This is a genomic window from Kitasatospora sp. NPDC049258, assembly GCF_040678895.1.
Lineage (GTDB): Bacteria > Actinomycetota > Actinomycetes > Streptomycetales > Streptomycetaceae > Kitasatospora.
Genome location: NZ_JBFAQT010000006.1, coordinates 148,753 through 169,971, shown reverse-complemented (window position 1 = coordinate 169,971; position 21,219 = coordinate 148,753). Strand labels below are relative to the sequence as shown.

General features: G+C 74.1%; 13 protein-coding genes. All 13 read left to right on the top strand.

The genetic code is table 11. The features are described 5' to 3' along the window. Positions 1-247 precede the first annotated feature (247 nt). The 13 genes from AB0K43_RS08065 to AB0K43_RS08005 all read left to right on the top strand — a co-directional run bounded on the left by AB0K43_RS08065 (position 248) and on the right by AB0K43_RS08005 (position 21,179). On the top strand, positions 248-544 hold the full coding sequence (locus AB0K43_RS08065) for a hypothetical protein (RefSeq protein ID WP_363637012.1): 297 nt from the start codon (positions 248-250) through the stop codon (positions 542-544). A 539-nt stretch (positions 545-1,083) separates the two neighbouring features. Continuing rightward, positions 1,084-2,766 (top strand): acyclic terpene utilization AtuA family protein, encoded by a 1,683-nt coding sequence (locus tag AB0K43_RS08060; RefSeq protein WP_363637010.1) that lies wholly within the window; start codon positions 1,084-1,086, stop codon positions 2,764-2,766. Further along, the gene (locus tag AB0K43_RS08055) at positions 2,763-4,361 is read left to right on the top strand and encodes a carboxyl transferase domain-containing protein (RefSeq protein WP_363637007.1); all 1,599 of its coding nucleotides are present in this window, start codon (positions 2,763-2,765) and stop codon (positions 4,359-4,361) included. The genes AB0K43_RS08060 and AB0K43_RS08055 overlap by 4 nt, the downstream gene beginning before the upstream one ends. 11 nt (positions 4,362-4,372) lie before the next feature. Further along, on the top strand, positions 4,373-6,370 hold the full coding sequence (locus AB0K43_RS08050) for a biotin carboxylase N-terminal domain-containing protein (protein ID WP_363637005.1): 1,998 nt from the start codon (positions 4,373-4,375) through the stop codon (positions 6,368-6,370). A 23-nt stretch (positions 6,371-6,393) separates the two neighbouring features. Next, positions 6,394-7,578 (top strand): acyl-CoA dehydrogenase, encoded by a 1,185-nt coding sequence (locus AB0K43_RS08045; protein WP_363637003.1) that lies wholly within the window; start codon positions 6,394-6,396, stop codon positions 7,576-7,578. A 253-nt stretch (positions 7,579-7,831) separates the two neighbouring features. Next, positions 7,832-9,418, top strand: coding sequence for a 4-coumarate--CoA ligase family protein (locus AB0K43_RS08040; protein WP_363637001.1), 1,587 nt, complete (start codon positions 7,832-7,834; stop codon positions 9,416-9,418). A gap of 55 nt (positions 9,419-9,473) precedes the next feature. Further along, positions 9,474-10,091 carry a TetR/AcrR family transcriptional regulator gene (locus AB0K43_RS08035; protein WP_363637000.1) on the top strand — a complete coding sequence of 206 codons (618 nt, stop codon included), beginning with the start codon at positions 9,474-9,476 and terminating at the stop codon, positions 10,089-10,091. 275 nt (positions 10,092-10,366) lie between these two features. After that, positions 10,367-12,844 carry a SpoIIE family protein phosphatase gene (locus AB0K43_RS08030; protein ID WP_363636998.1) on the top strand — a complete coding sequence of 826 codons (2,478 nt, stop codon included), beginning with the start codon at positions 10,367-10,369 and terminating at the stop codon, positions 12,842-12,844. A gap of 97 nt (positions 12,845-12,941) precedes the next feature. Then, positions 12,942-14,474: an oxidoreductase gene (locus AB0K43_RS08025; RefSeq protein ID WP_363636996.1), complete on the top strand. Its 1,533-nt coding sequence runs from the start codon at positions 12,942-12,944 to the stop codon at positions 14,472-14,474. A 156-nt stretch (positions 14,475-14,630) separates the two neighbouring features. Continuing rightward, positions 14,631-15,833 carry an MFS transporter gene (locus AB0K43_RS08020; RefSeq protein WP_363636994.1) on the top strand — a complete coding sequence of 401 codons (1,203 nt, stop codon included), beginning with the start codon at positions 14,631-14,633 and terminating at the stop codon, positions 15,831-15,833. Beyond that, entirely contained in the window at positions 15,830-16,945 is a 1,116-nt protein-coding gene (locus AB0K43_RS08015) for an aminotransferase class V-fold PLP-dependent enzyme (protein ID WP_363636992.1), read from the top strand. Before AB0K43_RS08020 ends, AB0K43_RS08015 begins: the two co-directional genes overlap by 4 nt. 305 nt (positions 16,946-17,250) lie before the next feature. Further along, complete coding sequence (locus tag AB0K43_RS08010; RefSeq protein WP_363636990.1) at positions 17,251-19,746, top strand: hypothetical protein; 2,496 nt, start codon at positions 17,251-17,253, stop codon at positions 19,744-19,746. Further along, positions 19,743-21,179, top strand: coding sequence for a leucyl aminopeptidase (locus tag AB0K43_RS08005; protein ID WP_363636988.1), 1,437 nt, complete (start codon positions 19,743-19,745; stop codon positions 21,177-21,179). The genes AB0K43_RS08010 and AB0K43_RS08005 overlap by 4 nt, the downstream gene beginning before the upstream one ends. Positions 21,180-21,219 lie beyond the last annotated feature (40 nt).

The following is a 21,219-nucleotide window of genomic DNA, read 5'->3' as shown; positions in this document are numbered from 1 at the left end:
CGTCTGCAGGTTGAGAACCCCACAGATTGATCACGACTCAATACGTGCCTGGCAGGCGCTGTCGCCAGCAGTGGTCGGAATAGTGCGCCAAATAACCCATCCGTTCGAGCTCCTGATCCGCAATCGCCGACCGCGAGCCGCACGTCCGACTCGCCGCTCAACGGCCAGAATTGCCGGCCGAGTGCACTAGGATCCGCATCGAGGATCACTCGATCGACCGTTGCTCACCCAATCGATAGGAGGCCCGATGATCGGCGTGCTCGTGACTTTCACGCAGACCGAGAGGTTCGATCGCTCGACTCTCGCAAAGATTGCCGGCGAACTCCGAGGGCCGTTCGAAGGCATGGCCGGCCTTCGCTTCAAGAGCTTCATGCTCGACGAGGACGGCGTTCGGGCCAGGAATTTCTACGTGTGGGATGACGTGGACAAAGCCCGTTCCTTCTTCACGGAGGAGCTCGTCGACAAGGTGGCGGGGATTTACGGCGTCCCGCCCACCATCGAATACCTCGATATCGTGGGGTTCGTCGACAACTCCGGCACCTGATTCTCAAGGGGGCGGTTCCGCATACCCTCGCGGTCCGGGCCGCCCACGAGCCGAAGACGATGCTCATTCTGCTCGCTACTCCTACCCGCGTCGGCGGGCGAAGCTCGCGCGGGATCGAGCGTGCTGCCGGGAGAACGTCGCCTTCCGGGTCCGCCGGTAGGAGATCCTCGCGGAGCCTCGAAGGTCTCCATGGCTGTCACCACAGCCAAGGATGTAGGCCGGTAGGCATCTGCGGCCGGTCCAGGATGCTGCCAGTGATGGCCCGTCCGCGACCGTCAGGCTCACGGGGTCGCTGAGGTGGGTGCTGTGGTCGACCTCGCACCAGGAGGAGACGTCGGCAACCGCGCGGTCACGCGGAGCCCGTCACCAGGCAAGGTGCCAGGTTCTTCGGCCGACGCAGCGCAGCTGATCCTGGGGCGGTAGGAGAGTGCGCTCGGTCATCGGCCGACGCTGCCATGCCGAGGGAAAACAAGCATGCATGCTTGATTTATCTCCGGCCCGCTGCCAGGCTGCTCCCGACGGCGGCAAGGAGGCTTGCGGTGCTGAGGATCGGCAATGCGTCGGGGTTCTACGGGGACAGGTTCGGTGCGTTCCGGGAGATGCTCACCGGGGGGCCGCTGGACGTCCTGACCGGTGACTACCTGGCCGAGCTGACCATGCTCATCCTCGCCAGGGACAGGCTGAAGGACCCCGAACTCGGGTACGCCAGGACCTTCTTGCGGCAGCTGGCCGACTGCCTGGCGCTGGCTCGCGAGCGCGAGGTGAAGATCGTGGTCAACGCCGGCGGTCTGAATCCGCCGCAACTGGCGGAGGCGATCGCCGAGTTGTCGGGTGACCTGGGCATACCGGTCAGGGTCGGTCAGGTGGTCGGTGACGATCTGATGCCCAGGGCGGCGGAGTTCGGGCGCCCGGGGCTGCTCGCGGCCAACGCCTACCTGGGTGCCCAGGGCATCGCGGAGTGCCTGCGCGGCGGTGCCGACATCGTGGTCACCGGCCGGGTCACCGACGCGGCGCTGGTGGTCGGCCCGGCGATCGCGCACTACGGCTGGGGGCCGCAGGACCTGGACGAGCTGGCCGGCGCCGTGGTGGCCGGCCATGTGCTGGAGTGCGGGGCGCAGGCGACCGGGGGCAACTTCGCCTTCTTCACCGAACTCGACGCCACCCGCCCCGGCTTCCCGATCGCCGAGCTGCACGCGGACGGCAGCTGCGTGATCACCAAGCACCCCGGCACCGGCGGCGCCGTCACCACCGAGACGGTCACCGCCCAGCTCCTGTACGAGACCGGCGGTGCCCGCTACGCCGGCCCCGACGTCACCGCCCGGCTGGACTCCGTCCGGCTCACCGCCGACGGCCCGGACCGGGTGCGGATCGACGGGGTGCGGGGCGAGGCGCCGCCCCCCACCCTCAAGGTCGGCCTCAACCGGCTCGGCGGCTGGCGCAACGAGGCGGTGTTCGTCCTCACCGGACTGGACATCGAAGCCAAATCCGCGCTGGTCCAGCGGCAGTTGGCCGCGGCCCTCACCGATCCGCCCGCCGAGCTGCGCTGGACCTTGGCCCGCACCGACCACCCGGACGCCGACACCGAGCAGACCGCCAGCGCGCTGCTGCACCTCACCGTCCGCGACCCGGACGCCGGCCGGGTCGGCCGGGCCGTGAGCGCCGCCGCCGTGGAGCTGGGCCTGGCCAGCTATCCGGGGTTCCACCTCACCGCGCTGCCCGGGCCCGGCAGCCCGTACGGCGTCTTCGAGGCCGCCCACCTGGACGCCAAGGGCGTCGAGCACACCGCCGTGCTGCCCGACGGCCTGCGGATCGCCGTCCCGCCACCGCCCGCGGTGCGGGAGTTGCTCCCGGTGCCCGCGCCGCCGCTGCCGGCGCCGCTCGCCGCCGGCCCCACCCGCCGGGCCCCGCTCGGCCTGGTGGCCGGCGCCCGCAGCGGGGACAAGGGCGGCGACGCCAACCTCGGGGTGTGGGCCCGCAGCGAGGACGGCTGGCGCTGGCTGGCGCACACCCTCACCGTCGACCGGCTGCGCGAACTGCTCCCCGAAACAGTCGAGTTGACCGTGATCCGGCATCTGCTGCCCAATCTTCGCGCGGTGAACTTCACCATCGAGGGCCTGCTCGGCGAGGGAGTCGCCGCCCAGGCCCGGTTCGACCCGCAGGCCAAGGCGCTGGGGGAGTGGCTGCGCTCCCGCCATCTCGACATCCCGGAGGCACTGCTGTGACCGTGCTGCCCAGCCGCCTCGACCCGGCGGCCCCCGAGCACACCGCCAACCGCGCGGCGATGCTCGCCAAACTGGCCGACCTGGACACCGAGCACGCCAAGGCCCTGGCCGGCGGCGGCCCCAAGTACGTGGAGCGGCACCGAGGCCGGGGCAAGCTGCTGGCCCGCGAGCGGATCGAGCTGCTGATCGACCCGGACTCGGCCTTCCTCGAACTCTCCCCGCTCGCCGCCTGGGGCAGCGAGTACCCGGTCGGCGCCGGGATGGTCGCGGGGATCGGCGTGATCGAGGGCACCGAGTGCGTGATCACCGCCAACGACCCGACCGTGCGCGGCGGCGCCAGCAACCCCTGGACACTGCGCAAGGCGCTGCGGGCCAACGAGATCGCCCTGCGCAACCGCCTCCCGCTGGTCAACCTGGTCGAGTCCGGCGGCGCCGACCTGCCCAGCCAGAAGGAGATCTTCATCCCGGGCGGGGCGCTGTTCCGCGACCTCACCCGGCTGTCGGCCGCCGGCATCCCCACCGTGGCAGTGGTCTTCGGCAACTCCACCGCCGGCGGCGCGTACGTGCCCGGGATGTCCGACCACACCATCCTGGTCAAGGAACGTGCCAAGGTCTTCCTCGGCGGTCCGCCGCTGGTGAAGATGGCTACCGGTGAGGAGTCCGACGACGAGTCGCTCGGCGGCGCCGAGATGCACGCCCGTACCTCCGGCCTGGCCGACCACTTCGCCCTGGACGAGCCGGACGCCTGCCGGCTCGCCCGCCGGGTGGTCCGCCGGCTGAACTGGACCAAGGCGGGCCCGGCGCCCGCGCGTTCGGTCGAGCCGCCGAAGTACGACGAGGAGGAGCTGCTCGGCATCGTGCCCGGTGACCTCAAGGTCCCCTTCGATCCGCGCGAGGTGATCGCCCGGATCGTCGACGGCTCCGACTTCGACGAGTTCAAGCCGCTCTACGGACCGAGCCTGGCCACCGGCTGGGCGAACCTGCACGGCTACCCGGTCGGCATCCTGGCCAACGCCCAGGGCGTGCTGTTCAGCCCCGAGTCGCAGAAGGCCGCGCAGTTCATCCAGCTGGCCAACCAGCGCGACATCCCGCTGCTCTTCCTGCACAACACCACCGGCTACATGGTCGGCCAGGCCTACGAGCAGGGCGGCATCATCAAGCACGGCGCGATGATGATCAACGCGGTGGCCAACAGCAAGGTCCCGCACCTGTCGGTGCTGATGGGCGCCTCGTACGGGGCCGGGCACTACGGGATGTGCGGGCGGGCCTACGACCCGCGCTTCCTGTTCGCCTGGCCGAGTGCCAAGTCCGCCGTGATGGGCCCGCAGCAGCTCGCCGGGGTGCTCTCGATCGTGGCCCGGCAGTCGGCGGCGGCCAAGGGGCAGCCGTACGACGAGGACGCGGACGCCGCCATCCGCGCCATGGTCGAGCAGCAGATCGAGGCCGAATCGCTGCCGGCCTTCCTGTCCGGGCGGCTCTACGACGACGGGGTCATCGATCCCCGCGACACCCGCACCGTGCTGGGCATCTGCCTCTCCGCCATCCACAGCGGCCCGGTCGAGGGTGCGCGCGGCTACGGCGTCTTCCGGATGTGAGGGTCTCCGACATGATCACTTCTCTGCTGGTCGCCAACCGGGGCGAGATCGCCCGGCGGGTCTTCCGGACCTGCCGCGACCTGGGCATCGCCACCGTCGCCGTGTACGCGGACCCGGACGCCGACGCGCCGCACGTCCGGGAGGCCGACACCGCCGTCCGGCTGCCGGGCGCCGCGCCCGCCGACACCTATCTGCGGGCCGACCTGATCATCGCGGCGGCCCGGGCCGCGGGCGCCGACGCGGTCCACCCGGGCTACGGATTCCTGTCCGAGAACGCCGAGTTCGCGACCGCCGTGCTCGCGGCGGGGCTGACCTGGATCGGCCCGCCGCCCGCGGCGATCGCCGCGATGGGCTCCAAGACCGAGGCCAAGCGGCTGATGGCGGCTGCCGGGGTGCCGGTGCTCACCATCGGCGAACGGCCGACCGAGGCCGACCTGCCGCTGCTGGTCAAGGCGGCGGCCGGCGGCGGCGGCCGGGGCATGCGGGTGGTGCGCACCCTGGCCGAGCTGCCGCAGGCACTGGCCTCCGCGCGGGCCGAGGCGGCCAAGGCGTTCGGCTCCGACGAGGTGTTCTGCGAGCCCTACCTGCCCACCGGCCGGCACATCGAGGTCCAGCTGATGGCCGACACCCACGGGCGGGTACTGGCCCTCGGCGACCGGGACTGCTCGCTCCAGCGCCGGCACCAGAAGGTGATCGAGGAGGCCCCGGCCCCCGGCCTGCCCGAGGCCGTCCGCCGCGACCTGCACGCCGCCGCCGTGGCCGCCGCCCGGGCGATCGGCTACACCGGCGCCGGCACCGCCGAGTTCCTGCTCGCCCCGGACGGCCGGTTCTACTTCCTGGAGATGAACACCCGCCTCCAGGTCGAGCACCCGGTCACCGAGTGCGTCACCGGGCTGGACCTGGTCGCGCTCCAACTCGCCGTCGCCGAGGGCGGCGAGCTCCCCGAGCAGGCGCCGCCGAGCACCGGCTGCGCGATCGAGGCCCGGCTCTACGCCGAGGATCCGGACCAGGACTGGCAGCCGCAGACCGGCACCCTGCACCACATCGAACTGCCGGGCACGGTGGTGGAGTTCGGCACCGGCGCCGGACCGGCCGGACTTCGCCTGGACTCCGGGGTGAGCGATGGCAGCGCCGTCACCGTGCACTACGACGCGATGCTCGCCAAGGTGATCGCCTGGGCGCCGACCCGACCGGCCGCCGCCCGGTTGCTGGCCGACGCACTCACCCGGGCCCGGCTGCACGGCCCGCTCACCAACCGGGAGTTGCTCACCCGGGCGCTGCGCCACCCGGCCTTCCTGGCGGCCCGGCTGCACACCGGCTTCCTCGCCGAGCACGCCGCCGAGCTGACCGCGCCCGCGGACAAGGACGCCCCGCTCGCGGCCCTCGCCGCCGCCCTCGCGGACGCGGCCGCCCGCCGCACCGGCCTGCCCTCGGGCTGGCGCAACCTGCCCTCCCAGCCGCAGCTCAAGCGGTACCGGGCGGCCGACGGCAGCGAGTTCGAGGTCCGCTACCGGCTCACCAGGGACGGCCTGCGGGCCGAGGGACACCCCGACACCCGGCTGGTCGAGGCCGGGCCCGACAGGGTGGTGCTGGAGGTCGGCGGGCTGCGCCGCGGCTACCTGCTCGCCCGGTACGGCAGCGCCGTCCACCTGGACTCGCCGTCCGGCGCCACCGTGCTCACCGCCCTCGACCGCTTCCCGGACCCGGTGGAGCACACCGAACCCGGCGCCCTGCTGGCCCCGATGCCGGGCACCGTGGTGCGGGTCGCCGCCGCCGTCGGCGAGCGCGTCACCGCGGGCCAGCCGCTGCTGTGGCTGGAGGCGATGAAGATGGAGCACCGGATCACCGCCCCCACCGACGGCACCCTCACCGAACTGTTCGTCGGCCCGGGGCACCAGGTCGAGCCGGGCACCGTGCTCGCCGTCGTCGCCGAGTCCGTCGTCGCCGAGTCCGTCGCCGCCGAACAGCTCACCGAACAGCTCGCCGAACAGGCCGCCGAGACCACCTGACCACCACCGCCCGGAGGACCGCCATGTCCGCACCGCGCACCACCACCGAGAGCCCCCTGATCGAGACCGAGGAGCGGCGCGCCCTGCGCCAGGCCGTCGGTGACCTGGCCCGCCGATTCGGGCCCAGCTACTTCCAGGCCAAGGCGCGCGCCGGCGAACCCGCCGAGGAGGTCTGGGCGGAGGCCGGCAAGCTCGGCTACCTCGGCGTCAACCTGCCCGTCGAGTACGGCGGCGGGGGCGCCGGCATCGCCGAACTCGCCATCGTCCTGGAGGAGATGGGCACCGCCGGCTGCCCGCTGCTGATGATGATCGTCTCCCCGGCGATCTGCGGCACCGTGATCGCCCGGTTCGGCACCGAGGAGCAGAAGCAGCGCTGGCTGCCCGGGCTCGCCGACGGCACCCGCCGGATGGCCTTCGGCATCACCGAGCCCGACGCGGGCTCCAACTCCCACCGGATCTCCACCGTGGCCCGCCGCGAGGGCGATCAGTGGGTGCTCAGCGGCCGCAAGGTGTTCATCTCGGGGGTCGACCGGGCCGACGCCGTGCTCTTCGTCGGCCGCACCGAGGACGCCAGGACCGGCCGGCTGAAGCCCGCCCTGTTCGTCGTGCCGCGCGAGACCCCGGGCTTCGAGTACCGGGCGATCCCGATGGAACTGGTCACCCCCGAGAAGCAGTTCCAGGTCTTCCTGGACGAGGTCCGGCTGCCCGCCGACGCCCTGGTCGGTGATGAGGACGCGGGCCTGCTCCAGCTGTTCGCCGGCCTCAACCCCGAGCGGATCATGACCGCCGCGTTCTCGCTCGGGGTGGCCCGCCAGGCGCTCGCCACGGCCGTCGAGTACGCCAAGTCCCGTACCGTCTGGGACACCCCGATCGGCGCCCACCAGGGCATCGCGCACCCGCTCGCGCAGTGCACCATCGAGGTCGAGCTCGCCCGGCTGATGATGATGAAGGCCGCCCACCTGTACGACGCGGGCGACGACCTGGCGGCGGGCGAGGCCGCCAACATGGCCAAGTACGCCGCAGGAGAGGCCTCCTGCCGGGCCGTCGACCAGGCGGTGCAGACCCTCGGCGGCAACGGCCTCACCCAGGAGTACGGGCTGGGCGCACTGCTGACCGCGACCCGGGTCGGCCGGGTCGCCCCGGTCAGCCGGGAGATGATCCTCAACTTCGTCGCGCAGCACACCCTGGGCCTGCCGCGGTCCTACTGACCGGGCCGCCCGCCGCAGCATCCGGCCGGCGCAGCATCCGCCTGCCGCGGCACCCGTCCGGCGGCGCCCGGTCCGAGCGACCGGGCCGCCGACGGATCCGTCACGCCGTCACGCCGCCAAGCCGATACGCCGTCGCGCGGCCGCCCGCGGGCAGCCTTCGGTGGCCGCGGGGGCCGAGCCCGGCAGGCCCTCTGTCCGGGGCGGCCGCCAGCCGCCACTCTTGAGACTCCACCCCACCGGTCAGGAGGCCCGTATGGCGTTTCACAGCGACTACCCGGACATCGCCCCGCTCGAAGTGCCCATCCACGAGGCGGTGCTGGGCGGCGCCGCCGCCTTCGCCGGGATACCGGCCCTGGTCGACGGCGTCACCGGGCGCTCGCTCAGCTACGCCGAGCTCGACACCGCCACCCGCCGCACCGCCGCCGGCCTCGCCGAGGCCGGGGTGCGCAAGGGCGACGTGCTGGCCCTGTACAGCCCCAACACCATCGCGTACCCGGTCGCCTTCTTCGGTGCCACCCGGGCCGGCGCCACCGTCACCACCGTCAGCTCGATGAGCACCGCCCAGGAGCTGGCCGGGCAGCTGCGCGACAGCCGGGCGCGCTGGATCGTGACGGTCTCGCCGTTCCTCCCGGTGGCGACCGAGGCCGCCGCCGCGCTCGCGGCCGAGGGCACCCCGATCGCCGAGATCCTGGTCTGCGACCAGGCGCCGGGCCACCGCTCGCTGACCGAGCTGGCCGCCACCACCGCCCCCGAGCCGCAGGTGACCATCGACCCGGCCGAGGACGTCGCGGTGCTGCCGTACTCCAGCGGCACCACCGGGCTGCCCAAGGGCGTGATGCTCACCCACCGGTCGATCGCCTCCAACCTCGCCCAGGTCGACGCGGTGCACTCCACCAGCCCCGGCGAGCGGATCCTGGCGGTGCTCCCGTTCTTCCACATCTACGGCCTGGCGGCGCTGCTCAACCACCCGCTGCGCTGCGGCTCCACGGTGGTGGTGCTGCCCCGCTTCGACCTGGAGCAGTTCCTGCGCACCATCCAGGACCAGCGGATCGAGGGTGTCTTCGTCGCCCCGCCGATCGCCCTGGCGCTGGCCAAGCACCCGCTGGTGGACAGCTTCGACCTGTCCTCGCTGCGCTACGTGCTGAGCGCGGCCGCCCCGCTGGACGCCGAGCTGGCCGAGCTCTGCGCCCGCCGGCTCGGCCTGCAGGCGATCCGGCAGGGCTACGGCATGACCGAGCTCTCCCCGGTCACCAACGTGGTGCCGCTGGAGGACGGCGCGGCCCCGCCCGGGACGGTCGGCAAGCTGGTCGCCAGCACCGAGCTGCGGGTGCTCGCGCTGGACGGCTCCGGCGCCGACCTCGGCCCGGGCGAGGACGGTGAACTGGCCTTCCGCGGACCGCAGGTGATGAAGGGCTACTTCGGCCGCCAGTCCGAGACCGACGCCGTGATCGACCAGGACGGCTGGCTGCACACCGGCGACATCGGCCACGTCGACGAGGCCGGGTACCTCTTCGTGGTCGACCGGGTGAAGGAGCTGATCAAGTACAAGGGCTACCAGGTCGCCCCCGCCGAGCTGGAGGCGCTGCTGCTGACCCACCCGGAGATCGCCGACGCCGCGGTGATCGGGGTGTTCGGCGAGGACGGGGAGGAGCGGCCCAAGGCGTACGTGGTCCGGGCCCCGGGCAGCGAACTCACCGCGCAGCAGGTGCAGGACTTCGTGGCCGGGCAGGTCGCGCCGTACAAGAAGGTGCGGGCGGTGGAGTTCATCGGGGCGGTGCCCAAGTCCGTCGCCGGCAAGATCCTCCGCAAGGAGCTGCGCGCCCTGTCCCGGCAGGTCTGACAGGATCGGGCGGACACCGGCCCCACGATCGGGGCCCCAGCACCGGAAAGCAGCCATGACCAGCACCCACGCCGCCTCCCGCACCCCCCAGCAGGACCGCAGCCGCGCCACCCGGCGGCGGCTGCTGGAGGCGGCCGTGGAGTGTCTGGCCGAGCTCGGCTGGAACGGCAGCACCGTCGCGGTGGTGGCCGAGCGGGCCGGGGTGACCAGGGGCGCCGCGCAGCACCACTTCCCGACCCGGGAGGACCTGTTCACGGCCGCCGTCGAGCATGTCGCCAGCGAGCGGCTGGCGGCGGTGCGCGCGCACAGCGACCGGCTGCCGGCGCCCGGTCCGGCCAGGACCGAGGCGGTGGCGGAGATGATCGTCCGGCTGTACACCGGTCCGCTGTTCCGGGCGGCGCTCCACCTGTGGGTGGCGGCGGCCACCGAGGAGCCGCTGCGGGAGCGGATCGTGGCCCTGGAGAACCAGGTGGGCCGGGAGGCGCACCGGGCCGCGGTGGAGTTCCTGGGTGTGGACGAGAGCGCGCCCGGGGTGCGCGAGACCGTCCAGGCCACCCTGGACCTGGCCCGTGGCCTGGGCCTGGCCAACCTGCTCACCGACGACGGCCCGCGCCGGGCCGGGATCGTCCGGCAGTGGGCCCGGATGCTCGACGCGGTGCTGGCCGCCGGCTGACCGGCCCACCCGGCCCGACCCACCCGGCCCGGAGCGCCGGCCTGGAACGCAGGTCTGGCACACCCGTCTGGCACGGACGAATGAGACACCCGGCCGGGACGCCAGAAAGCCCCCGCCACAACGCCGCCCCGCCCCCGCCCCGCCGCCGGGCGACACCCCGCCGGGCGACGCCCCACCGAGCTGACTCGCCGTCCGGGCGGCCGCCGTGCAGTCTGGTGGGAGCCGGGTTGGCCGGGCTCCGAGCGGGAAGGTACCGGGCAGGTGGTCACCTGATCATGCACGGATTCGAGCAGACCGCGCCGGACGGCGCCGGCCGGGATGCGGCGGGCGCCGCTTCGGCGCGCCTGGCCGGGCACCGGCTGGTGCCGCTGGCCACCGCCCTGCTCCAGGAGGACGGCCGGATCCTGCACTGGAGCGAGGAGGCCGAGGCCCTGCTCGGCTACCAGGCCCGCCACGTGGTCGGCTCCTACGCCGCCCAGCTGCTGGTCACCGATGCTGAGCGCCCCCGGGTGCTGGCGCTGTTCCGGCGGATCATGGCCGGCCGCGGCTGGTCCGGCACGTACGCGGTGCGGCACCGGGACGGGCACCCGGTCGAGCTGGAGTTCCACACCTACCCGGTCGCCGGGCCCGGCGGGCGCCCGCTGCTGCTGGCCACCGCCTCCGACCTGAGCGCCCTGCGCGAGGTGGAGGAGGACCTCGCGGTACTGGACGGCTTCTTCACCCAGTCGCCGATCGGGATGGCCGTCTACGACACCGACCTGCGCTACCTCCGGCTGAACAGCGCCCTCGCCCGGATCAACGGCCTGCCGATCGAGCAGCACCTCGGGCGCCGGATCAGCGCCGTGCTGCCGGGCATCAACAGCTCCGAGATCGAGGCCGTGATGCGGCAGGTGCTGCTCACCGGCCGCCCGGTGGTGGACGCCCGCTCGCACGGCCAGACCCCGGGCGACCCCCGGCGCGACCGGGCCTGGTCGGCCTCCTACTTCCGGCTGGAGGACTCCACCGGCCGGGTCCTGGGCGTCAGCTCCTCGATCATCGACGTCTCCGAGCGCTTCCGGGCCGAGGCCCGCGCCGCCCGGGCCCAGGAGCGCCTGGCCATGCTGGCGGCCGCCACCGCCCGGATCGGCACCACCCTCGACCTCCAGCGCACCGCGGAGGAACTGGTCGAGGCGGTGGTGCCGCGGTTCGCCGACTTCGCCACGGTCGACCTGCTGGAGTCGGTGCTCGGCGGCGAGGAGCCGGGCCCGCTGCGGCCGGACGCCTCCGTCCAGGTCCGGGCCGTCGCGGTCGGCGAGGCCTTCGGCTCGGGCCTCACCCAGGCCGCCGACGCGGTCGGCCTGGTCTCCCGGTACGACCCCAAGCGGATGTACGCGCGCACCCTGGTCAGCGGCCGGCCGCTGCTGAAACCGCACGTCGACGAGGAGACGCTGAGCAGCCTGGTGCCCTCGCCCGACCGGGTGGAGCACGGGATGGCGGCCGGCATCCATTCGTACCTGCTGGTGCCCGTGATCGCCCGCGGGATGGTGCTCGGCGGTGCGGAGTTCGCCCGTACCCGCAACCCCGAGGCGTTCACCGCCGCCGATGTGGCGCTGGCCGAGGAGCTGGTCGCCCGGACGGCGCTGGCGATCGACAACGCCCGGCTGTACCGGCGCGAGCGCGAGACCGCCCTCACCCTGCAGCGCAGCCTGCTGCCGCAGGAGATCCACCGCACCCTCGGCCTGGAGATCGCCCACCGCTACCTGCCGAGCAGCCTGGTCAGCGAGGTCGGCGGCGACTGGTTCGACGTGGTGCCGCTCTCCAGCGGGCGGGTCGCCCTGGTGGTCGGCGACGTGATGGGCCACGGTATCCGGGCGGCCGCCACGATGGGCCAACTCCGCACCGTGGCAAGGACTTTGGCGACTCTTGACCTACCGCCCGAGCATGTCCTGACCCGGTTGGACGAGACCGCCATGGGCATCGGCGAGGGCCAGTTCGCCACCTGCGTCTGCGCCGTGTACGACCCGGTCGAGCGGACCTGCACCATCGCCTCGGCCGGCCACCTGCCACCGGTCGCGGTCGCCCCCGACGGTTCGGCCCGCACCCTGGACGTACCGCCGGGGGTGCCGCTCGGCGTCGGCGGGGTGGCCTTCACGGCGGTCGAGTTCACCCTGCCGCCGGGCGGCCTGATCGCCCTCTACACCGACGGCCTGGTGGAGAAGCGCGGCCGCGACCTGGACGAGGGCATCGGCCTGCTCTCCCGCACCCTGGCGGTGCGCGGGCGCACCCTGGAGGAGAGCTGCGACGCCGCGCTGGAGGCCCTGGTCGCGGACGGCACCGACGACGACATCGCCATGATCATGGCGCGGGTGCTGCCGGTGCCCGCCGACCGGATCGCCACCCTGCCGCTCACCGGTGACGGCCCGCTGCCCAGCCGGGCCCGCCGCTTCACCCGCGCCACGCTCTCCGCCTGGGGGCTGTCCGCGGTCAGCGACTACGCCGAGCTGATGGTCAGCGAGCTGGTCACCAACGCCATGCTGCACGCGGACGCCCCGCGCCGGCTGCGGCTGTTCCGCGACCGCTACCTGACCCTGGAGGTCTCCGACGCCGGCCGGCAGGCGCCCCGGCTGCGCAGCTCCGCGGAGGAGGACGAGGGCGGCCGGGGCATGCACCTGGTCAGCGAACTCGCCCACCGCTGGGGCACCCGGCAGACCAGGAACGGCAAGGTGGTCTGGGCCGAGATCGACCTCGGTCACCGCGGCGACCAGCAGCTCTGAACCGCCGGGGCGGCCGACCACCGGGCCACCTGGCCGGAGATCGGCCCGCCCGCCTCGTCTAGGGTGCATCCGGTCGAGGCGGAGCAGGGGAGAAGCGGTGCTGGGGTACGACGAACTGACGGTGGCCGAGCGGCGGGTGTGGGACGCCTTCCCGACCGGGGCGGTGGTGGACCTGGCGGCGTCCTCCCCGGTCTCCGTGACCGAGGGTGCGGGCTGGGGCCCGGAGCGCACGGTGCGGGCCGAGCTGCTCGCGGGGCTGCTGCTGGGCGGGCGGAGCCCGGTGCCCGGGGCGATCGCCGCGCTGCGGCTGACCGGGGCCCGGATCACCGGGCGGCTCGATCTGGCCGGTGCCCGGTTGGAGCACGAACTCGCCCTCACCGCCTGCCGGTTCGAGGAGCAGGTGAGCCTGCGCGGCGCCGCGTTGCGCTCCACCTCGATGCACTCCTGCCGGCTACCCGGGCTGGACGGCTGGCTGCTGAACCTGGACGGCAACCTGTTCTTCGAGGACTCGGTCATCGACGGCCGGCTCACCCTGACCCGCGCCCACATCACTGGTGAACTACGGCTCAGCGGGGTCCGGTTGACCGCCACCGAGCTGCTGAACACGCCCGACCCAGGCCCGGAAACCGATCGGTCCCCGGACGCCGCCTGCGCCGACGGCGTCTGGGCGCTGTGGGCCGGCGGGATGGTGCTGGACGGCGGCTGCTTCGCCCGCAAGGGCTTCCGCTCCCGCGGCGGACTGCGGCTGGTGGGCGCCCAGTTCAACGGCGGGCTGTTCATGGAGGGCGCCCGGATCGACAACCCGGGCGGCGACGCCCTCGGCGGGGACGACCTGAGCGCCTCCACCATGGTGCTGGCCGACGGCTTCAGCACCGACGGCGCGATCCGGCTGCCCGGGGCGGGCGTGCGCAGCCTGCTCTCGCTGGACGGAGCCGTCCTCGCCGGCACCGGCGCCGCCCTGGCCGCGCCCCGACTGCGGGCCGGCGAACTGCGGTTCACCCCGGCCGGAGCCCCGCGCGGCAGCGTCGACCTGCAGGAGGCGCAGCTCGCCGTGCTGTGCGACCACCGGCTCAGCTGGCCGCCCGGCACCAGGCTGGACGGCCTGACCTACACCTCGCTGCAGAGCACCGCCCCGGCGCCGTTGGCCCGCCGCCTCGACTGGCTGGCCGGGCTGCCCGAGTACGCGCCGCAGCCGTACGAGCAACTGGCCGCCTGGTACCGCAAGTCCGGCGAGGACGACGCGGCCCGGCGGGTGCTGCTCGCCAAGCAGCGCCGCCGCCGGCGGACCCTGCACCCGCTCGGCCGGGCCTGGGGCCGGGTGCTGGACGCCACCGTCGGCTACGGCTACCGGCCCTGGCAGGCCGGTCTGTGGCTGATCGCGCTGACCGCCCTGGGCACCGCCGTGTTCAGCACCGGCACTCCGGCACCGGCCCAGGCGGAGCCGGGCGCCCCGTTCAGCGCGGTGATCTACACGCTCGACCTGCTGCTGCCGATCGGCGGCTTCGGCCAGCGCACCGCCTGGTACTGGACCGGGGCGCAGCAGTGGTTCGGCTACGGGCTGATCGCGGCCGGCTGGCTGCTCACCACGGCGCTGCTCGCCGGGGTGAGCCGTTCGCTCAACCGCCAGTGACCGGCGGGCGCACCCCAACCATGCTGAGATGAATGAAAGTAGATTGCCCGTCAGCTCCCCTTGTCCTGGCCCGGTGGGTGCGGGAGCATGTCGATCACCAGGACGAGAGGTGCGGCGGATGATGCCGATGGTGGCGGCGTGACCCGATCGGCTTCCGTGACCCGCCGTGACCTGGCGGTCTTCCTCACGGCGAAGGCCATCTCCGACATCGGCTACGCGCTCGACTTCATCTGCCTGTCGGTCTTCGTCTGGGAGCGCACCCGCTCCGCCGCGGCCACCGGACTGGTCAGCGTGGCGCTCTACGCGGGCGCGATCACCGGCGGACGGCTCGGGCACCGCTTCGGCGACCGCTGGGACCGGCTGCGGGTGATGGTCGGCGCCGACCTGGTCCGGATGCTCGCCCTGCTGACGCTGACCCTGCTGCCGGACCGCCAGCAGAACTGGTGGCTGTACCCGGCCGTCCTCCTGGTCGGCACCGGCCGCTCGGTCTTCGAGGCCACGCTCTCCGCCGCCACCCCGGTGCTGGCCGGCGAGCGCACCCAGAGCGTCAACAGCGTGCTGGCCGGCCTGCGCGGGGTCGCCTTCATGACCGGCATGGGGCTGGCCACCGTCGCCGTCCCGCTGATCGGCTACCGCGGGGTCTTCGCCCTGGACGCGGGCAGTTACGCGCTCTCCGCCCTGGTGCTGCTCGCCCTGCGGCCGCGCCTGCGCGAGGACGGCGGGCCGGGCGCCGGCGCCGCCGAGCCGGCCCCGTCCTGGCCGCTGCTGCTCGCCGCCGGGCTCGCCCCGCTGGTGCTGCTGCGCGGGCTGGACGCCTTCGGCAGCTCCTCCCAGCACGTCGGACTGCCCATGCTGGGCACCGAGTTGCGCCCGGACTCGCCCACCGCGGTCTCCGGCGCGGTGTGGGGCTGCTGGGCGGCCGGGCTGCTGGTCGCCGGATTCGTGCTGCGGCCGCTGGCCAGGCGGATCATCGACCGCAATCCCCGGGTGGTGTTCTGCCTGGCGATGATGGTGATGTCGGTGGGCTTCATCGGCGTGTTCTGGCTGTCCGGCTGGTGGCCCCGGCTGGCTTGCGGCGTGCTGGCGGGGCTGGGCGACGCGCTGAGCGAGATCACCTTCAAACAGGCCGTGCAGCGCCTGCCGGACCACCGCCGGGGCCGCGCCTTCGGCTTCTCCCAGATCGTGGTCAACGGCGGCTTCATGGCGGGCCTGCTCGCCACCAGCGCCGTGCTGCGCCCGGACCGGCTGCCCGAGTGGGTGATGCTGCTGCACGGGGCGCCGTTCCTGCTCGCCGGCTGGACCGCGCTGGCGGCCGTCCGGCCGGCCCGGGCCGGCCGGACGGCGGAGCCGGTCGGGTGAGCACGGGCGCCTACCTGGACCACGCCGGCCTCGGACGGCTGCGCCCGCGGGCCGTCGCGGCCATGCGGACGGCGCTGGAGGAGGTGCTGCCGCACGGCAGCGCCGAGGTCGGCCGGCTCTTCGGTGCCCGGGCGGCCGCCCGCCGGGCGGTCGCCGCGCTGCTGTGCTGCACCCCGGACGAGGTCGCCTTCGTCCCCAACACCTCCACCGGCGTCCATCTGGTCGCCGACGGCCTGGACTGGCGCCCCGGCGACCGGGTCGTGGTGTTCGACCGGGACTTCCCGGCCAACGTCCGCCCCTGGCAGCGCCTGGAGCGGCACGGCGTGGTGCTGGACCGGGTGCCGATGCGCGAGGGCGGCTACCGGCCGGCGGACGTCGCGGCCGCGATCGGCCCGGCCACCCGGCTGGTGGCGGTCAGCTCCGTCAACTTCGCCACCGGCTTCCGCTGCGACCTGGCCGCCGTCTGCGCGCTGGCCGCCGAGGCCGGGGCGCTGGTCTGCGTGGACGCGGTGCAGAGCCTCGGCGCGCTGCCGCTGTCGGTGGCGGACACCCCGGTGGACTTCCTCGCCGCCGGGGCGCACAAGTGGCTCGGCGGGCCGCCGGGCACCGGGGTCTTCTACTGCCGGGCCGACCGCCTGGAGCTGCTGCGCCGGACACCCACCGGCTGGTTCGGCTTCCAGGGCGCGGCCGAGGTCTCCAAAGGGCCGGGGCAGCTGCGCTACGACCTGCCCGAGCGGGCCGCCGCGGCCAAGGTCGAGGGCGGCATGTACGACCTGCTGGGCATGGCGGGATTCGCCGCCGCGCTGGCCGAGCTGGCGGAGATCGGGATCGACGCGGTGGCGGCCCGGGTGCTGCTGCTGGCGGACCGGATCAGGGCCGCCGCGGCCGGCCTGGGCCACACCCTGGCCGTGCCGCCCGGCCCGGCGGCCGACTCCGGCATCGTCAGCCTTTCCGTGCCGAATGCCGGGGGTGTGCGAATGGCGGAAAAACTGATCGCCGCCGGTATCCAGGTATCGACGCCCGACGGGCTGGTGCGGATCTCACCGCACTATTGGACCGCGGACCGCGAGGTCGATCTCCTGCTGGAGCGATTGGCAACGCTCAAGCCTTGACGCTGCCTGACGGGGTGTCATAGCTTTCGAATCGCCCGAACCGGTGTCCGAATCTCCGGATGCCGAAAATTCAGTGAAAGGAGTTGCGAAATGGCTTACGAGACCTGGGAGTCCCTCGCGGACGAGGTCGAGATCAGCACCGGCGCAGCGGACTGCTGGACCTGTCTGATCGACGACGCATCCTGAACTGATCCACTTCGGGCACGCCCTTCGGCCCAGGCCGTGGGGCGTGCCTCCGGGTGGCGGACGACGAGGGGGGGAACGGCCGCGTGGACCGCTGGGAGTTCAGTCGCGGAATCGTCGGTGTGAATGCACCGAGCTGGTTGACCTTCGAGGTGCACCGGCCGTATTTCGACGGCGCGCAATCGCCCTTCACGACCGTTCAGGCCCGGGCCGCCGTGCTGGCCGCCCGCCGCTTCGAGCAGCGCACCCCCACCGCCCTGCGGTTCGGCATGACGATGCCCGCCAGCTACCGGCAGCTGCTGGTCGAGGAGTCGCGGCTGACCGCCTACCGCGCCGCCGCCCCGACCGACCTGCCGGCGCGGCTGGCCTCACCGGCCTGGCTGCGGATGGCCGAGGCCCACCGGCACCGCGCCGACCTGGACCTGGTGGACCGGGCCGGGCTGGCGCACTGGCTGGTCGCCGCCTGCCTGCTGCCGGCCGTCCTGGAGCTCGTCCCCGAGGACCTCTCCGAGGCCGACTGCCGGGAGCCGGTCGCGGCCGGCCTGCAGGCCGCCCGGGCGGTCGCGCTGTTCGGCTCCGAGGGTCTGTCCGCCCGCACGGAGGCCGCCTACCGCCCGCTGGTGGAGCACCCGGTGCCGACCGTGACGCACGTCCAGTCGGTGGCCGGCTGGGGCTACCTGCTCGCCCGGCACTCCGGTGACGACACCGCGATCGCGGCCCAACTGGCCCGCGCGCACCGGCTGCTGAAGGACGTCTCGGCGGAGCTCACCGACTTCGAGCACGGCATCCTGACCGCTCGCCTGGCGCTGCGCGAGGTGATGTACGCCGAGCGGCAGCGCGACTTCGCCGGCGCCCGGGCCCTGCTGGACACGGCGCGGGGCACCGTGAGCGGGCTGCGCGCCGCGGGGCCCGAGGACGAGGCGGTCCTGCTGGAGTCCCGGCGGCGGCTGGTCGACCGCCGGGTGGAGATCGCCGTCCGGCTCGGTGACACCGACGCGGAGCGCCGGGCGATCGAGGAGGGCATCGCCCTCGACCCCTGGTGCGTCAAGATCCGGATGCAGGCCGCGCAGGCCGACGAGCGCTCCGGTGACCACGAGCGGGCGCTGGCGGGCTACCTGCACGCCGCCCGGCTCGGCCCGTTCGGCACCGCCTTCGCCCTGCTCCAGGCGGCCGGCTCGGCCCGGCGGCTCGGGCACGGCGAGTTCGCCCGGGTGCTCACCGAGCGCGCCTTCCGCGCCGCGCCGCGCGCCGTGCTCACCCGCGACCGGCTGGTCGAGGCCTGCCTGGCCGCGGGCGACGAGCCGCTCGCCGAGGTGACCCGCCGGGCCGCCCACCGCGAGCCCGGCCGTCCGTGGGAGAACAACTGGCATTACCGGATGTACGCGTCGTACTTCAATCTCGGTGAATCGCATTCGCCCGGACTCTATGCCCGGCTGCCCGGTCTGGCTTTCGAGTTCGCCGAGCGCGGTGCCCGGCCCGAGGTCAACTGGCAGCGGCTGATGCCGCCGGCTTTCCGCGGCAATCTGATCCGTGAATCCGGGTTGAGCGAATTCGCCGTGGCGCGCCCTGCCGACCTGCCCGAACGGCTCCGGACTCCCGCCTGGGACAAGCTCTGCCGATGGCTGGCGGATTTCGACGCATTCGACACCGAGGGCCGTCACCGGATCGCCGTGGTGCTCTACCGGCTCGGCTTCGGGAAACTCGTGCTCGACCTGGTGCCGAAGGTGCCGGTGGCGGATCTTCGCACCCCCGAGGAACTCCGCCTGCACCACTGGCTGGACACCGTCCGCTATGTCGGCTCGGTGGGCCGGCAGGTGGTGGCGCCGGTGCATTCCTTCGAGATCGCGGAGCGCCCGGACTGTCCGACCCACCTGCGGTTCGTGATCGCGGTCTTCGCGGTGGTCTTCCACGCCAGACAGACCAGGTCGGTCGAGGAAGCGCGGCGCTGGCGGCGGATCGGCGCGGAGTGCCTGACCGAGCTGCTCGCGCAGGACGGCCGGTCCCCGTTCGAGAAGATGATGATGGAGAGCCGGTTCTACCGCAGCGTCAGCTACGTGCCGTTCCTGGAGCGGGACAGGGCGCTGCTGGGCCGGGACATGGACCGGGCCGAGGAGCTCGCCCGGGCCGTGCCCGCCGACGGCGAGTACCAGGAGTTCCTGAAGCGGGAGAACCTCCGCGCCTGCCTGGAGAGCCGCTCCAAGGAGCGCTACGCCTTCGGCGAGGACGAGGCGGCGCACCGGCTGGTGGCCGAGGCGCTGGCGCTGGACCCGTACGAGCCCAAGACCCACATCGAGCTGGCCGAGAGCCTGGTGCAGCGCGGCCGGTACCGGGAGGCCGGGGACAGCTACCTGCGCACGGCCCGGCTCGGCCCGGTGTCCACGGCGCTCGGGTACGCGGCGGCGGCCGACTGCTTCGCCCGGGCCGGTGAGCCGGTGCTGGCCGAGGACTGCTACCTGCAGGCGCTGCGGCTGGACCCGTACGCGATCTCGGCCGCCCGCGGCTGGGCGGCCGCCGGCCCGGCGGGTGCGATGGCCGGGGCGGCGGGGGAGTACCTGGCCGGTCTGGAGTCCTGGGGCGCGGCCCGGGCGGCCGCCCGCGGGCGGGGGTCGGGCGCATGAGCGTGGTGGAGTGGCGGTTGCGGCCGGAGCCGGCGGCGGGGGTCGAGGCGGTGGTGCTGCCGGTGCACGCCGGGGAGTTGCCGCCCTCGCTGTCGCCGGTCTTCCTGGCCGGCAGCGGGTTCACCGGCGCGGTCGGCCAGAGCCTGCAGCTGCCGGGGGATCCGGTCACCGTGCTGCTCGGGTGCGGCCCGCGCGGCGAGCTGGACCGGGCGGCGGTGCGGGGGGCGGCGGCCGGGCTGGCCCGCGCGGTCCGCGGTTACCGGCGGCTCGCGCTGCGGCCCCCGAGCGCCGACCTCGGGCCGCTGGTCGAGGGATACCTGCTCGGCGGGTACCGCTTCGCCGGGTACCGGACCGCCGCTGCCGAGCCGCCCGACCAGCGGATCGACGTGCTGGCGGCCGACCGGCCGGAGGCCAGGTCGGGGCTGTTCGCCGGCCGGCGCCTCGGTGAGGCGGTGCTGCTGGCCCGCGATCTGGTGAACGAGCCGGGCGGGGAGCTCACCCCGCGCCGCTTCGCCGAGCGGGCGGTGGAGGTGGCCGCCGGGTCGGGGCTGGAGTGCGAGGTCTGGGATGCCGACCGGATCGCCGCCGAGCGCCTGGGCGGCCTGCTCGGGGTCGGCCGCGGCTCGCTGCAGCCGCCCCGGCTGGTCCGGCTGGGGTACCGGCCGCCACGCGCCGCGCGGCCCGGCCAGGCGGCCCGGTCGGCCCGCCGGATCGCGCTGGTCGGCAAGGGCGTGACCTTCGACGCGGGTGGCCTCTCGCTCAAGCCCAACGCCCAACTGGTCGACATGAAGGCCGACATGGCCGGCGCCGCGGCCGTGCTCGGGGCGATGTCGGTGCTGGCCGACCTGGGCTGCCCGGTGGCGGTGGACGGCTGGCTGCCGCTGACCGAGAACATGCCGAACGCCGATCCGGCCCGGATCGGCGACGTGCTGCGGATGCGCGACGGACGGACGGTCGAGATCCGCAACGCGGACGCCGAGGGCCGGCTGATCCTGGCCGACGCGCTGGTGCTGGCGGGGGAGAGCCGCCCCGACGCGATCATCGACATCGCCACCCTCACCGACGCGGCGGCGGTCGCGCTGGGCCGCCGGATCGCCGCCCTGATGGGCACCGACCCGGCCCTGACCGGGCGGCTCCAGGCGGCCGGCACCCGGGCGGGCGAGCCGAACTGGCCGCTGCCGCTGCCCGACGTCTACCGCGGCCGGCTGAACTCGGGCGTGGCCGACCTGGTCAACTACACCATCGGCACCCGGCACGGCACCGCACTGCTGGCCGGGCTGTTCCTGCGCGAGTTCGTACCGGCCGGGCTCCCGTGGGCGCACCTCGACATCCAGGGCACCGCGCTGTCCGACACCGACGACGGCGAGTGGACGGCCGGCGCCACCGGCTTCGGGGTCCGGACCTTGGTGGAGCTGCTGACCTCGGGCGGGTAGCGGGGCCATCCGCGGTCAGGCGCCCGGCCGGCCACCGGCT

Coding starts and splice junctions, on each gene's coding strand:
- AB0K43_RS08005 (WP_363636988.1), top strand. CDS start 19,743: ATGAGCGTGGTGGAGTGGCGGTTGCGGCCGGAGCCGGCGGCGGGGGTC.
- AB0K43_RS08065 (WP_363637012.1), top strand. CDS start 248: ATGATCGGCGTGCTCGTGACTTTCACGCAGACCGAGAGGTTCGATCGC.
- AB0K43_RS08045 (WP_363637003.1), top strand. CDS start 6,394: ATGTCCGCACCGCGCACCACCACCGAGAGCCCCCTGATCGAGACCGAG.
- AB0K43_RS08050 (WP_363637005.1), top strand. CDS start 4,373: ATGATCACTTCTCTGCTGGTCGCCAACCGGGGCGAGATCGCCCGGCGG.
- AB0K43_RS08035 (WP_363637000.1), top strand. CDS start 9,474: ATGACCAGCACCCACGCCGCCTCCCGCACCCCCCAGCAGGACCGCAGC.
- AB0K43_RS08040 (WP_363637001.1), top strand. CDS start 7,832: ATGGCGTTTCACAGCGACTACCCGGACATCGCCCCGCTCGAAGTGCCC.
- AB0K43_RS08030 (WP_363636998.1), top strand. CDS start 10,367: ATGCACGGATTCGAGCAGACCGCGCCGGACGGCGCCGGCCGGGATGCG.